Raw genomic sequence first — 14,252 nt, 5'->3', positions numbered from 1 at the left:
TCGGCAGGTTTTTATTTTACATAATGAAGAAATAGAATACCGCAGCTAAAATGAAACGATAATAAGCGAACGGTGTTAGTTTTACACGAGATAATAATTTCAAGAATGAAACAATTGCAAGCATCGCAACAACGAATGCAGTTACAAATCCTGTTACAAATAGCGTTATATCTGCTGAGCTTAATACATCCCAGCTTTTAATTAAATCTAAGCCACTTGCAGCTACCATCATCGGTACCGCTAAAATGAACGTATATTCAGCTGCCGCTGTATGCGACACGCGAGCTAATAAACCACCACTTATTGTAGAACCAGAACGAGAAAATCCTGGCCAAAGAGCTAAACATTGGAACATTCCAATTGTAAATGCCTGTTTATATGTGATTTCATCTAACGTTCTTGCTGTACTTGGTTTTGAAAACTTCTCAGCAACAATCATTAAAATACCACCGGCTACTAAGCTAATAACAACTGGTCCTGGACCAAATAAAACCTCTTTAATAGTGCTATGGAATAATACGCCAAGTACCCCGGCAGGAATCATCCCGATAATAATATGTAATAAATTTAACGATGGTCCGTCTGTTACTTTACCTATTCCAACTAACGACCATAGACGCTTCCAAAATATAACAACAACTGCTAAAATCGATCCCAATTGGATAACAACTTCAAAAACTTTCGCTCTCTCATCGTCAAATCCAATTAAATGTCCTGTTAAAATCATATGTCCTGTTGATGATACTGGTAGAAACTCTGTTAACCCTTCAACAGCACCCATGATTAAACCAATTAACCAATCAGCCACAAGTAGTGCCTCCTTAATAACAAATAATATGTAATTTTTTCACACCTTATCATAATACCTTATCCCTTTTCAAAGTGCATCCTTTTTTTTATTGGTTTCATATGTTGTAGGCGCGTATTTCTTTTCTAATCTTTGATTAAATTGTATGATAGTAAGAGTTTGTTTTTTTATACGGAAAGGGGATTTTATGAAAGAAACTACTTCATTCTCACAAAAGTTAAAGCAATTTGTATTACTATTTTTTCCGATTTTCGTAACGCAAATGTCATTATTTGCGATGAGCTTTTTCGATACAACAATGTCAGGACATGCAAGCCCAACTGATTTAGCAGGTGTCGCAATTGGAACAAGTATATGGATTCCAGTTAGTACTGGGTTAACAGGGATTTTAATGGCCACGACTCCCATTGTTGCCCAGCTCGTTGGGTCCAAGAAAAAAGAGGACGTTCCTCACGTTGTCATACAAGCAGTTTATTTAGCAATTTGTGCTAGCTTCGTTGTTATCCTCATCGGTTTCTTCGTCGTTTCACCTATTTTAAACGGCATGCGCTTAGAAGAACCTGTGGAACGTATTGCAGCTCAATTTTTAAGTATTATCGCAATAGGAATTATACCTTTATTCACTTACACGGTTTTACGTGGATTTATTGATGCATTAGGAAAAACTCGAACAACGATGATTATTACATTACTATCATTACCAATTAACGTAATATTAAATTACTTATTAATCTTTGGTAACTTCGGTTTCCCAAAGCTTGGTGGTGTCGGAGCGGCAATTGCTTCCACTGCAACATATTGGTGCATTTTAATTATTACAGTCATTATTATTCAGACGAAAGAGCCTTTTGCCTCTTTCAACATTTTCAAACAATTATACCGCCCTTCTCTTTCGAGTTGGACAGCATTCTTAAAGCTTGGCGTCCCTATCGGATTTGCTATCTTTTTTGAAACGAGTATTTTCGCTGCGGTAACGCTTATGATGAGTAATTTTAGTACGACAACTATTGCAGCTCACCAAGCAGCTATGAACTTTGCTTCCTTGTTATATATGACTCCGCTAAGTTTAGCAATGGCAATGACTATTGCGGTCGGATTCGAAGTTGGTGCAAAACGTTTCGATAATGCAAAACAATACGGACTGATTGGAATTGGATTAGCCCTTGCCTTTGCTTTATTATATTCGATTCTTCTCTACTTCTTTGATGATCAAATTGCTTCTATTTATACGACAGATGCAAAAGTTCATCATTTAGCAAAAGAATTTCTTATCTTTGCGATTTTATTTCAAATTTCAGATGCAATTGCAACTCCTGTACAAGGAGCTCTGCGTGGTTATAAAGATGTAAATGTCGCTCTAATTATGACTTTAATTGCTTATTGGATAATAGGTCTACCACTAGGTTATATATTAGCAACGTATACAGAATGGGCCGCAAAAGGCTATTGGATCGGTCTTATTATCGGTCTAGCATTTGGCGCTGCCTTCCTACTTATCCGTCTCTTTCAAGTACAACGAAAATATACAACACAAAACAGCCGCTAATAATAAAGCGGCTGTTTTCTTTATGCATATTTTTTCTTGTAACGTATAATATAATGAAAAAGAAAGGTGGGTACATATGGACGACAAAGAAAAAAAGCAATCATTCGATGAAGAATTTGCCCCTGAAATTTCACCTGGATATCGGCAAGATGTACATAAGCCACCTAAATATAAAAACACTTCGTTTTTAATGGGCATTACCATTTTCGCTGCTGTATTACTCATACTTATCATTTTCGTTTATTTTTGATGAAAGGTGGCCTATTATATGAAGAAACAAGATTCCAATCGTTCAAAAAGAACTGTTAAAACACAAAAAGGATATGCAGGAGATTCTGTTCATACCCTTAAACAAGTGGAGCAAGGAAATTTATATATTGCTCAAAAAGAACTTGGTCAACAAAATGAAAATCTTTAAAGGCCCTTTATTCCTTGAGGGCCTTTTTATTCCGCATTAAGTAGTACACCCCCAAAATGTTCTATTGAGCAATGAATTTCCTTTATTGTACGCGCTGCTTTTGTTCTAGCACCATAAATATATTATTAACCTTTACAATTTTCACTTCATAATTCAATTTCATTTCACTTCTCTTACCATTTTCAGTACCCGCAACGTACGCTACAGCTTGATAAAGAAAACTCTCATCGGTCTCTTCACGTACCTCCTCGTTTGTAAATTTATACTCTAAATCTCGAAAACGATTTGGATAATAATTTCCCATTAATTGTTCATACCCTCTATTTAAAAATAGTTCTTCACCTTTTCGTTTCACATCTTCTTTATTAGTAGACCCAAACACTGATAGTTGCTCGGTCACAAAATGCTCTCCTACCTTTCTCATTTCATTATGAGTTAAATTTTCTATACTTTTGTTCTTTAACTCCTTATTTAACTCGTACTGATCAATCGGTTTAAAGGTAGCAAAAACCTCCTCTTTATATGACCAAAACAATACAAAAGCGATACATAGAGAACTGATTAACAGTCTTTTTTTCGTAATACTCCCGTCCTTCTTCATAATGATAGCTATATTTTAACATATAGAAAGAAAATTCTGATATCATAAAGTGGAATAACTTAACTTAGAAACGAGGAACAATTATGGACTCTTACAAACATTATATAAAAGAAGCTTTGCCTAATCTTTCTATACATTCATATAAACAAAATGAAGAAGGATGGGATAATGTAGCAGTTATAGTAAATGATGAGCTATTGCTTCGTTTCCCACGAAAACAGGAATATGCGATGCGAATTCCGTTAGAAAAAGAACTATGCGCAATTCTCACTCAATCACTACAAGAAATCGAAGTTCCACAATATCACCTAATTTATAAAAATGAATCTGATGAGGTTCCTCTTTGTAGTTACTATACTCTCATTCATGGTGAACCATTAAAAACAGACACAGTTGCCACGCTGGAGGATCCAGAGCTGAAAGCAATTATTACACAATTAGCTACTTTCCTTGCGGTACTACATAGCATTCCTTTACACCAAGTTACAACGCTATGTTTCCCTATTGAAAAAACATGTACCTACTGGAAAGAGCTACAAACAAAATTAAACCAATATCTCACTACTAGCCTTACTTCATTACAGAAACTAGCCTTAAATCGCTTATTTGAAAATTTCTTTGCATGTTTAGCTACATCCACTTTTCAAAATACAATCATTCACGCTGATTTTACTCATCATCACATTTTATTTAACAAGCATAACAAAAGCATTTCAGGTGTTATCGATTTTGGTGATGCGCAAATTGGCGATCCTGCTTTTGATTTTGCAGGACTATATTATGATTTCGGACATGAGTTTACTACATCTGTATATGAACAGTACAGTACACTTATTTCTCATCATGATCCATTACTCATTCATCGCATTACTATCTTTTATCAATACAGTCTTTTACTACATAATATTATTTATAACTTTGAGTCAGAGAATAAACTCGAATTCATTACAGGCACAGAACAGCTAAAAACGATATTACAGGGATGAGATTACATTCTCTCCCTATATACTCTCTCCTCATACAACATTAACTTTTTATCCATTTCAACAATGACTTTATACAATTGAAATGCCTGTAAAATTTGCAGTTGAATTTCAAAAGGAGCATTCTGTTCTTTTAACCATTGAAATACTTTCGTTTCATCTTTCATTGATTATTCCTCCCTTTATTAAAATCTGCTACAAATATACGGTAAATGATGAAAAGCTTTTCATGTCAATAACAAAAAAGGATGCAAAATTGCATCCTTTAATGAACTATATTTTTCTTCTGCTCCGCTTCTTTCTTTACTTCTTCCCCTTGGCATTCACTACGAAACGCACAACTTATACACTCAGAACGAACATGACGCTCTGTATAATGCTCAGGTTGTTGCAACATTTCTTTCATTCTAGATAAATCAGCCATTCCAGTTATAATATCTTCCTGTTTCGGAATGTACTCATACTTAGTTCCTTCTATTAAATTAATAACTTCAATCTTTCCTGGAAGAACGCCGAAAGCTTTATAACTGAATACTGTCATTAGCTTCTGACAAAGAGCAAGCATTTCCTCATCTGCATCGACAACATACTTTTTAATTACAAACGACTCAGCACTCCACTCACCAACTTCAAATGTCAATGACATGTGGACACCTAACTCTTCCATATATGTTTGAAACTTCTCGTATAAAAACAATGGTGGTGTCTGACTATCATCCTTTTCAACAAACTGTAATAAGTGATCCGTTAGCTTCGCTAATACAATATAGTACTCCGTCTTCGAAGCAAACATATTAATCCTTACTTTTTTCCAATACTTTTCTATTAATATTAAAAGTACAATTTTCGTTTGTTGACCCGCAGGTAGCATGTAATACTCGTTAATAATTTGATTGACAATCATTTGTGCTATTTGTTGCCATTCAAATGAAGAAGGTTCTCTTCTTTTTATATGACGAAAATAAAATTTATGCGGACAACGCATAAAATCATACAAATGATAATCTGTCATCGTTTTGATTGAGATTTTCTCATGCACTTGCTCTTCATCTCCCTTCTGCCATTAAGAAAGGTATTTTACAAATTCAGCTCCAAACTGTATACATTTTTCTACATCTTCATCTTCTGGCGTTAATTCTACTTTTAGTCCTTCTAACACAATTGCTGCCCCGCGCTCTTGTAGCTTTTCTATTAAAATGTCAACTGCCACTCCGTATTTCGGATAAGCCGAATCACATGATCCGAATACTGCCGCTTTTTTCCCAGTTAAATCAATAGAATCCATTGCATCATAAAAATCTAAGAAATCATCAGGAAGATCACCATCTCCCCAAGTGTATGCACCTAAAATAATTCCATCATACTGTTCTAATATAGAAGCTTCTGGTGAATCCATAATATCAATAACTTCAATTTCATTTTCTGTTTCACGAATTACGCCGGCAATGTGGTCAGCCATTTCCTCGGTATTTCCACTCATACTTGCAAAAATCATTACTAACTTACTCAACTGAACCTCTCCCTTTACTTTGTATCTCTTTTTCTGTTTGAATGCTCTTCTTCTCATCTACATATTCAGACCGAATTACATTTCTTTGCCATTCCATATGCTGATCAACATCTTTATCTTTATTTTTATCTTTTAATCCCCTCCGCAGAAGGTGAAAATTTTTTCTCATTAACATGTCGCATCCATCCTATTGATAATAATTATCAATTTCAACTACATTTAGATTAATTGACATTGATTATCAATGTCAACAACTATTTTTAAAAAAATGATTAAAATGTACAAGCTTGTCCGTTAGCTATTCATATACTATGAATGAGCATAGTTCTTTCTCAGCCCTCTCTGACGGAAAGAAATAAAAGCAACTGCAATAGAGTGCAGTTGCCTTTTTTTGTTTTTCTATGATTTTAGTAATCTTATAGTCGTCTCTAAAAATAACTCCACTCCACAAATTAATGCTGATTCATCCACGTCAAATTTCGGATGATGATGTGGATAACAAGTATATATATTTTCATTACCTGTTCCTAATTTAATGAAACAACCGGGTGCTTTTCTTAAATATGCTGAAAAATCTTCCCCACCCATAGAAGGTTCAAGCTTCACAACACGCTCATTCCCAAACAAATGTAGTGCACTTTCTTCTACTATTTTCGTAATATATTCATCATTAATAACCGGATCATATCCATATCGATACGTATATGTATACGATCCTCCATGTGCTTCTGTAATTCCTTTCACAATTTTCTCGATTTTCCCTTCTGCTTCCACCCTCAATGCTTGATTAAATGAACGAACGGTTCCCATTAAAGTTGCTGTACTAGGAATAATATTGTCAGCCGTTCCCCCATGAAATTGTGTAACTGAAATAACCCTTTGCATAAAAGCACTCGTATTTCTTGATACGATATGTTGTAAATTTGTAATAATCTGTGCTCCGATAGCAATAGGGTCTATCGTTTCTTCTGGCCGCGCCGCATGTCCTCCTTTGCCTTGAATTTCAACTGTAAATACGTCTGGTGCCGCCATCATCGGCCCATACGCAATTCCTATCTTTCCGCTTTCTAATCCAGACATAACATGTAAACCTATTACATAATCAACACCGTCCATTACACCTGCCTCAACCATTTCTTGTCCCCCGCCAGGATACACCTCTTCTGCGTGCTGAAAGAATAGACGAATCTCACCTGCAAAATCTTCCTTTATATTTGATAGCACCTCTGCTGTGCTTAATAAAATAGCTGCGTGAGCATCGTGCCCACATGCATGCATCATTCCTTTATTCACAGATGTATAAGATTTACTTGTCTCCTCTTGAATTGGCAAAGCATCTATATCAGCTCGAATCGCAATTACTTTCCCTTGCTTCACACCTCTTTTAATTGCTAGTACACTATACTTCGTCGGTCTCGTTACTTCAAAAGAAGAAAATGAGCATAATGTATCATATATAAATTGCGAAGTTTCTTTTTCATGAAATGATAATTCCGGATACTTATGGAAGTGCCTTCTCCATTTCACGATATTTTCTTCCGAAATTAGATTCTTCCACACTCTATTCATGATAATTTCCTCCTTTTCAAAAGAACTAGAAATTTAAAAGTTTACTCCGTCTTGAATGATTAATAAAAACAAATACTGTATTTTTACGTATTCTTATAGTCCACTTTTATGTATTCACACAATCCACTTTCTATTTACATGTCAAACCCATTACAAATTCATGCTGAATGTAATATAATTGCTAAGTTAGGGATTTTCTTTTTTAGTATTTAGTGCTAATATCAAAAAAGAGCCTTTTGACTTATTTTTACCTAAAATGTGGGATTTTGTTTTTTTCACAATAATGTAGGACATGATACCTACAAAGAGCTATTATTTCATTAAGAGAGGGAAAGACATGGAAAGATTAAAAGAGATATGGTCTCGACCACTCACACAATGGGTTGCAAAGACGGTTTATTATCTTGCAATTTTATTTGCATTACTTTGGTTGTATGGATTTCATGATACAAACACAAGTACATTTATTTACAATGAATTCTAGGGTGGGAACGTTATGAAGTTATTAGAACAAATTGAAAAGTGGGCTGCAGAAACGCCTGATCAAACCGCTTTTGTTTGGCGAGATGCGAAAATTACGTACAAACAATTAAAGGAAGATTCTGATGCGTTAGCACATTGGATTTCTTCTGAGTATCCAGACGATCGTTCACCAATTATGGTGTATGGCCATATGCAACCTGAAATGATTATTAACTTTTTAGGATGTGTAAAAGCTGGACATGCTTACATTCCTGTAGATTTATCTATCCCAGCTGATCGTGTACAACGTATTGCTGAAAATTCTGGTGCGAAATTACTTTTATCGGCAACAGCAGTAACTGTAACTGATTTACCAGTTCGCATCGTAAGTGAAGACAACTTAAAAGATATTTTCTTTACTCATAAAGGGAACACTCCAAATCCTGAACATGCGGTAAAAGGTGATGAGAACTTCTACATTATTTACACATCAGGAAGCACAGGTAATCCGAAAGGGGTTCAGATTACTTATAACTGCCTTGTTAGCTTTACAAAATGGGCTGTAGAAGATTTCAACTTACAAACAGGGCAAGTATTCTTAAATCAAGCACCTTTCTCATTCGATTTATCTGTAATGGATATTTACCCATCATTAGTAACAGGTGGTACACTTTGGGCAATCGATAAAGATATGATTGCGCGTCCAAAAGACTTGTTTGCTTCTTTAAAGCAATCGGATATTCAAGTATGGACTTCCACACCTTCTTTCGCTGAAATGTGTTTAATGGAAGCATCTTTCTCTGAGAGTATGCTACCGAACATGAAAACATTCTTATTCTGCGGTGAAGTGTTACCAAATGAAGTGGCTAGAAAATTAATTGAGCGTTTCCCAAAAGCAACAATTATGAATACTTACGGTCCAACAGAAGCTACTGTCGCTGTAACAGGTATTCACGTTACAGAAGAAGTGCTTGATCAATACAAATCACTTCCAGTTGGCTATTGTAAATCAGACTGTCGCCTTCTTATTATGAAAGAAGATGGTACGATTGCACCTGATGGTGAAAAAGGCGAAATCGTAATTGTCGGTCCAAGCGTAAGCGTTGGATATTTAGGAAGCCCTGAATTAACAGAAAAAGCATTTACTATGATTGACGGTGAGCGCGCCTATAAAACAGGCGATGCTGGCTATGTTGAAAATGGTCTTCTATTCTATAATGGTCGTCTTGATTTCCAAATTAAGCTGCATGGTTATCGAATGGAATTAGAAGAAATTGAGCATCACCTTCGTGCGTGTTCTTACGTAGAAGGTGCAGTTATCGTTCCAATTAAAAAAGGTGAAAAATACGATTATTTATTAGCGGTTGTTGTTCCTGGAGAACATTCATTTGAAAAAGAATTCAAATTAACATCTGCAATCAAAAAAGAACTCAATGAGCGATTACCAAACTACATGATTCCACGTAAATTCATGTATCAATCTTCTATTCCAATGACACCAAATGGAAAGGTAGATCGCAAAAAATTATTGAGTGAGGTTACAGCATGACCGCATATGGATCATTTTATTTTTTCGCTATAGTGGGCATTTTATTAATACCTACTATCATAGCTGGATTAAAAGGTAAAATGTTGCGTAAATATAATGCCGTTTTAACATTAGTCATGCTTGCTATTATCTTCTCAGATAAACCAAAGCAAGCAATGATGTTAGCCGCATTTATTATTTGGCAATATGCCCTAATTAAAGGCTATTTAATTTTAAGAAAACAAAATAATAGTACATTCACATTTTGCATAGCTGTTATTTTATCGATTTTGCCTCTTATTTTGGCAAAAATCGCACCATTTGCATCGTTACTACCTGAGTTAAAACTTGTTGTTTTTCTAGGTATATCTTACGTAACATTCAGAGCAGTTCAAATGGTATTTGAAGTTCGTGATGGTTTAATTAAAGAGCTTTCTTTCTTTAACTTCTGGGAATTCGTTTTATTTTTCCCTGCGATTTCAACAGGACCTATCGATCGTTACCGTAGATTCCAAAAAGATATTCAAAAGCCACCTAGCGCTGAAGAATATCAAAATTTACTATATACAGGACTAAATCGTATTTTCCAAGGTTTCTTGTATAAATTTATTATTGCTTACTTAATAAAGCAATATTGTATGGATCCAGCATTCGCTCAACACGATACAATCTTTTCAAATATGATTTACATGTATAGCTATAGCTTATATCTATTCTTTGATTTTGCTGGTTATAGCTCTTTTGTAATTGGTGTAAGTTATATGATGGGAATTAAAACGCCAGAAAACTTTAATAAGCCATTCCTTAGTCGTAATATTAAAGACTTCTGGAACCGCTGGCACATGAGTTTATCATTCTGGTTCCGTGATTTCATCTACATGCGTTTCGTATTTTTTGCAACGAAGAAAAAGTTAATTAAGAACCGTTACACAATTTCGTATATCGGTGCATTTTTAAACTTCTTCATTATGGGAATTTGGCATATCCAAGGAAGCGCTGTTGCGCAGTATATTATTTATGGTCTCTATCATGCCGCACTGTTCATTTTATTCGATATTTTCGAACGAAAAAACAAAAAGCATAAATTTTGGCCAAACAATAAATTCACACGCATCCTTGCGATTGTAATTACGTTCCACATTGTATGTTTCGGTTTCCTAATCTTCTCTGGACACCTTAACAGATACTTTTAATGCACCCTTCTTATTCCATTAAGAAGTTGCACATATAATATATTTCGGATATAAAGGAGATTTTAAAAATGGCAGAATTCAAAGAGCAAGTATTAGATATTTTAGAAGAAGTATGTGAAAACGACATTGTGAAAGAAAACTTAGATGTTCAATTATTTGAGGAAGGTATCCTTGATTCTTTCGCTGTAGTATCTTTATTAGTTGAATTCCAAGAGCGTTTAGATATTGAAGTTTCTATTTCTGATTTTGACCGTGACGAGTGGGCTACACCAAACATGGTTATTAAAAAGTTGGAAGAAATCCGATGAACAAAGCAAAATTTGGTCCGATGCTTTTAGCATTGGCCCTTTTTGCTGTATTCTTACTTATTCCAACGCGCTTCCTACTTCCACTTTTAAGTGATGAAAAAGTAGAACAAGCTGCTACTTCTTTAAAAGAAGAAAAAATTCAAAGTATGATTTTACAGCAAAAGATGTTAGCAGATCCAAAATATCTTCCGATGTACGGTTCATCGGAATTCGCACGTATGGATGCTTTCCATCCATCTAATTATTTTAAAGTAAAGCCTGAAGGATTTACGCCATTCCTTCTTGGACGCGGCGGAACACAAGACCTTGTACATGTGTTAAACTTCGCATCTACAATGGATCAATTGAAAGATAAGAAAATGGTATTCGTTCTTTCTCCGCAATGGTTTGTACCACAAGGTATTGACGAGACGCACTTTGCACCTAACTTTTCAAAACAACAAGGTTACCACTTCATTTTCAACAATGATTTAAAACCTGAAATGAAAAAACAAATTGCAAAGCGTTTATTAAACTTTGAGATTGTAAAAAAAGAAACTTTATTAAAAATCTCGCTTGAAGGTATCGCTTATGATGATACGAAGTATAAAGTAAAAGCACTTGCTGCTAAACCTTTCGCTTATATTTACCGTAACATTTTAGATCGTAAAGATTTATTTACAGCTATGTTTAATATTAAACCGCACAAAGAGAAGCTTGACCCTTCATTAAAACAAATGAACTGGGAAGAGGCTCGTAAACATGCGGATCAAACAGGTGCAGCAGAATCTGGATCTAATGAATATGGTATCGAAGATGGTTACTTCAATAGCAAAATTAAGAAAAAATTAAAGCAACGTGAAGGTTACTTAAAAAATGATGCTTATGACCAATCGCCAGAATATGAAGATTTACAAATTGTACTTGATTTATTAAAACAATCTGGTGCAAAACCACTCTTCATTTCTGTTCCTGTCAAAGGTCCTTGGTACGACTACGCTGGCTTCCCAAAAGAACGCCGCGAAGCATACTATAAGAAAGTTCATGAGCAAATTGAAAAAGCTGGTTATCCAATTGCCGACTTCTCAAATCATGAATACGATAAATACTTCTTAAAAGATCATATGCACTTAGGTTGGAAAGGCTGGGTTTACATCGACGAAGCCATCCAACAATTTTATAAAGCAAACTAATGAAAAGACCGCTTGAATTACTCAAGTGGTCTTTTTGTATATATTTTGTAATTGTTCGATTGCATTCTCTGCTTCTTTCATAACTCGCTCCACTACATGCTGAGCTGATTCGATTCGAGCTAATGATGCTGCCTGTCCTGCCCAAAGTGACATATATTCTTCCTTATTTTGCTTCGCTGCCTCTTGGCGTATTTTAGAAGTTAATACGTTTTGCACTGGATACATCGGCAGCCCTTCTTCTTTTCCTTCATGTCTCTCTATAAATTCATTCCGAATACCCCGCGCATATTTCCCAGAAAACGCACGAGTTACAGTTGTGCTCGTATCTGTACTATGTAAAACCGCTTCTTTATACACATCGTGCGTAATACTCTCTTCACTTGTTAAAAAGGCCGATCCCATTTGAACACCTTCTGCTCCTAGTGCCAATGCCGCAACAAGCCCTTGTCCGTTCATTACACCACCTGCTGCGACAATTGGGATATGCGGAATAACCCCTACTAACTGAGGTATTAACGCAAAAGTACCAATCATAGCATCTCGTTCTTTCCCAATAAACGTTCCTCTATGCCCTCCTGCTTCGCTACCTTGCCCAATAATAATATCTACTCCTAGCTCAGCAAGTACTTTCGCTTCCTTCACATGGGTAGCTGTTCCGATAACTTTTATTCCACTTCTTTTTAAATCATTTATTTCTTCTTTTTCTAACGTTTGAAATGCAAAGCTAACGACCGGTACTTTTTCATCTAATAGCACTTGTAATTGTTCCTTATAGCTTTTTGGAAGCTTTAACGTTCCTTCTACTTCTATACCTAATTCTCTATTCACTCCGCTTAGTAATACTTTCGCCTCATTTACCTTCTCTGCTTCTATTTGTATCTCTTTCGTTACAAGTAAATTAACACCGAAAGGCTTATCTGTTAGTTCTCTTATTCTATAAATCGCTTCACGAATTTGTTCTGGGCTCATATAGCCCGCTCCAAGCGTCCCTAATCCTCCGCTATTACTTACTGCTGCAACAAGTTCTGGCGTCGTAATCGCGCCTGCCATACCGGCTTGAACAACGGGATACTCAATTTTTAATATGTCTGTTACTCGACTTGTAAACATCATTTCCCCTCCTATTTCCTTTATATCTTCTTTATTTGATAAGCTTTCCCCTGCTTTTGCAAGGGTTGAACTTCATATGAAGCGAATATATTGAAAGAGAAGGAGGCTGAGCTTAATGATTTATCCAAATGCATTAAAACAAGGTGATACAGTAATGATCATTGCACCATCTGGTCCACCTACAATCGAAAATGTATTAAAAGGTGTGAATATATTACAAGAGATGGGGTTATCCGTAATAATCGGGAAGAGTGTTTACGAGAAATATGGATTTTTAGCCGGAAGTGATCAAGTTCGGCTTGACGATATACATGAAGCATTTATAAATAATGAAGTGAAGGCCGTTTTCTGTGCACGAGGTGGTTACGGAAGTGCTCGTCTCCTCCCTCACATTCAATATGAAATCATTCGGCAAAACCCTAAAATCTTTTGGGGATATAGCGATATTACAGCTTTACATACTGCTGTTTCACGTTATGCAAAGCTTGTGACATTTCATGGCCCAATGGTTGAAGAATTAGGGAAAGGTGTAGATTCTCTTTCTTTATCTTCTTTCAATCAGCTATTCCATCCGTATTCAACCATTTTATCTGCATCAGAATGTATCGTACCTAGCTCTCACAGTACAGTTACAGGTACGTTAGTTGGAGGAAATTTAGCTGTGTTAACAAGTATAATTGGCTCGCCCTACGAGATAAATACGGACAATACACTTTTATTACTTGAAGACATTGGTGAAGAACCGTACCGCATTGACCGTATGTTAAATCAGCTACTTTTATCTGGAAAGTTTAATGAATGTAGGGGCGTTATTTTCACAAGTTGTCACGACTGCACTCCTTCAAAGCCATCTCAATCATTGCAAACAATATTATATGAATATTTCGCACCATATCATATACCGGTCCTATTCGGTTTACCAATTGGACATATAAATCCAAACATCGGTATTCCACTTGGAGCTACAGCGACAATAAACACGAATAATAAAACAGTCTCTATTTCTTCCGGTATAGCCACTCCATATTCAAATTAAAAAGGAAA

The 14,252-nt window shown here is 35.6% G+C and carries 18 protein-coding genes; 10 read left to right on the top strand and 8 right to left on the bottom strand.

From position 1 onward, the window contains the following. Positions 1-16 precede the first annotated feature (16 nt). Positions 17-808 carry a bacitracin resistance undecaprenyl-diphosphatase gene (gene uppP, locus NST86_RS07125; RefSeq protein ID WP_000796256.1) on the bottom strand — a complete coding sequence of 264 codons (792 nt, stop codon included), beginning with the start codon at positions 806-808 and terminating at the stop codon, positions 17-19. A gap of 187 nt (positions 809-995) precedes the next feature. Between uppP and NST86_RS07120 the strand changes: the two genes are divergently transcribed. The 3 genes from NST86_RS07120 to NST86_RS07110 all read left to right on the top strand — a co-directional run bounded on the left by NST86_RS07120 (position 996) and on the right by NST86_RS07110 (position 2,772). Further along, positions 996-2,354 (top strand): MATE family efflux transporter, encoded by a 1,359-nt coding sequence (locus NST86_RS07120; RefSeq protein WP_000665550.1) that lies wholly within the window; start codon positions 996-998, stop codon positions 2,352-2,354. A gap of 76 nt (positions 2,355-2,430) precedes the next feature. Next, complete coding sequence (locus NST86_RS07115) at positions 2,431-2,604, top strand: hypothetical protein (RefSeq protein ID WP_000341062.1); 174 nt, start codon at positions 2,431-2,433, stop codon at positions 2,602-2,604. 18 nt (positions 2,605-2,622) lie between these two features. Continuing rightward, on the top strand, positions 2,623-2,772 hold the full coding sequence (locus tag NST86_RS07110) for a hypothetical protein (protein ID WP_000743742.1): 150 nt from the start codon (positions 2,623-2,625) through the stop codon (positions 2,770-2,772). 82 nt (positions 2,773-2,854) lie between these two features. Here the strand turns inward: NST86_RS07110 and NST86_RS07105 are convergent, their stop codons facing one another. Beyond that, positions 2,855-3,373: a hypothetical protein gene (locus NST86_RS07105; protein WP_061662881.1), complete on the bottom strand. Its 519-nt coding sequence runs from the start codon at positions 3,371-3,373 to the stop codon at positions 2,855-2,857. A gap of 83 nt (positions 3,374-3,456) precedes the next feature. On the opposite strand from NST86_RS07105, the gene NST86_RS07100 reads away from it, so the two are divergent. Then, complete coding sequence (locus tag NST86_RS07100; RefSeq protein ID WP_227593263.1) at positions 3,457-4,359, top strand: aminoglycoside phosphotransferase family protein; 903 nt, start codon at positions 3,457-3,459, stop codon at positions 4,357-4,359. 2 nt (positions 4,360-4,361) lie between these two features. Here the strand turns inward: NST86_RS07100 and NST86_RS07095 are convergent, their stop codons facing one another. The 5 genes from NST86_RS07095 to amaA all read right to left on the bottom strand — a co-directional run bounded on the left by NST86_RS07095 (position 4,362) and on the right by amaA (position 7,435). Continuing rightward, a complete protein-coding gene (locus NST86_RS07095; protein ID WP_000651084.1) occupies positions 4,362-4,523 on the bottom strand; it encodes a hypothetical protein in 162 nt (53 codons plus the stop codon). A gap of 98 nt (positions 4,524-4,621) precedes the next feature. Continuing rightward, positions 4,622-5,395, bottom strand: coding sequence for a hypothetical protein (locus NST86_RS07090; protein WP_086423858.1), 774 nt, complete (start codon positions 5,393-5,395; stop codon positions 4,622-4,624). A 24-nt stretch (positions 5,396-5,419) separates the two neighbouring features. Then, a complete protein-coding gene (locus tag NST86_RS07085) occupies positions 5,420-5,866 on the bottom strand; it encodes a flavodoxin (protein WP_000041152.1) in 447 nt (148 codons plus the stop codon). Beyond that, entirely contained in the window at positions 5,859-6,041 is a 183-nt protein-coding gene (locus NST86_RS07080) for a hypothetical protein (RefSeq protein ID WP_000929021.1), read from the bottom strand. The genes NST86_RS07085 and NST86_RS07080 overlap by 8 nt, the downstream gene beginning before the upstream one ends. Before the next feature lie 224 nt (positions 6,042-6,265). Then, on the bottom strand, positions 6,266-7,435 hold the full coding sequence (gene amaA / locus NST86_RS07075) for an N-acyl-aliphatic-L-amino acid amidohydrolase (RefSeq protein ID WP_016117462.1): 1,170 nt from the start codon (positions 7,433-7,435) through the stop codon (positions 6,266-6,268). A gap of 337 nt (positions 7,436-7,772) precedes the next feature. On the opposite strand from amaA, the gene NST86_RS07070 reads away from it, so the two are divergent. From NST86_RS07070 to dltD, 5 genes are all read left to right on the top strand, one after another. Further along, positions 7,773-7,919 carry a teichoic acid D-Ala incorporation-associated protein DltX gene (locus NST86_RS07070; RefSeq protein WP_000440293.1) on the top strand — a complete coding sequence of 49 codons (147 nt, stop codon included), beginning with the start codon at positions 7,773-7,775 and terminating at the stop codon, positions 7,917-7,919. Positions 7,920-7,931: 12 nt separating this feature from the next. Beyond that, positions 7,932-9,446: a D-alanine--poly(phosphoribitol) ligase subunit DltA gene (gene dltA / locus NST86_RS07065; RefSeq protein WP_000770508.1), complete on the top strand. Its 1,515-nt coding sequence runs from the start codon at positions 7,932-7,934 to the stop codon at positions 9,444-9,446. Further along, positions 9,443-10,618 (top strand): D-alanyl-lipoteichoic acid biosynthesis protein DltB, encoded by a 1,176-nt coding sequence (gene dltB / locus NST86_RS07060; RefSeq protein WP_000127953.1) that lies wholly within the window; start codon positions 9,443-9,445, stop codon positions 10,616-10,618. Before dltA ends, dltB begins: the two co-directional genes overlap by 4 nt. Positions 10,619-10,686: 68 nt before the next feature. After that, positions 10,687-10,926, top strand: a complete 240-nt coding sequence (dltC, locus tag NST86_RS07055) for a D-alanine--poly(phosphoribitol) ligase subunit DltC (protein WP_000807310.1) — start codon at positions 10,687-10,689, stop codon at positions 10,924-10,926. Then, entirely contained in the window at positions 10,923-12,098 is a 1,176-nt protein-coding gene (dltD, locus tag NST86_RS07050) for a D-alanyl-lipoteichoic acid biosynthesis protein DltD (protein WP_001030268.1), read from the top strand. The genes dltC and dltD overlap by 4 nt, the downstream gene beginning before the upstream one ends. 21 nt (positions 12,099-12,119) lie before the next feature. Here dltD and NST86_RS07045 read toward each other — a convergent pair whose 3' ends face one another. Next, complete coding sequence (locus NST86_RS07045; RefSeq protein WP_016117461.1) at positions 12,120-13,208, bottom strand: NAD(P)H-dependent flavin oxidoreductase; 1,089 nt, start codon at positions 13,206-13,208, stop codon at positions 12,120-12,122. A gap of 115 nt (positions 13,209-13,323) precedes the next feature. Here NST86_RS07045 and NST86_RS07040 point away from each other — a divergent pair, with 115 nt between their 5' ends. Continuing rightward, complete coding sequence (locus tag NST86_RS07040) at positions 13,324-14,244, top strand: S66 peptidase family protein (RefSeq protein WP_044795441.1); 921 nt, start codon at positions 13,324-13,326, stop codon at positions 14,242-14,244. Positions 14,245-14,252 lie beyond the last annotated feature (8 nt).

Origin of the sequence: Bacillus sp. FSL L8-0199 (assembly GCF_038005705.1) — a bacterium.
In the GTDB taxonomy this organism is placed as follows: domain Bacteria; phylum Bacillota; class Bacilli; order Bacillales; family Bacillaceae_G; genus Bacillus_A; species Bacillus_A cereus.
Note: the sequence above shows the minus strand (reverse complement) of the source record. Positions and strands in the feature narration are given on the sequence as shown.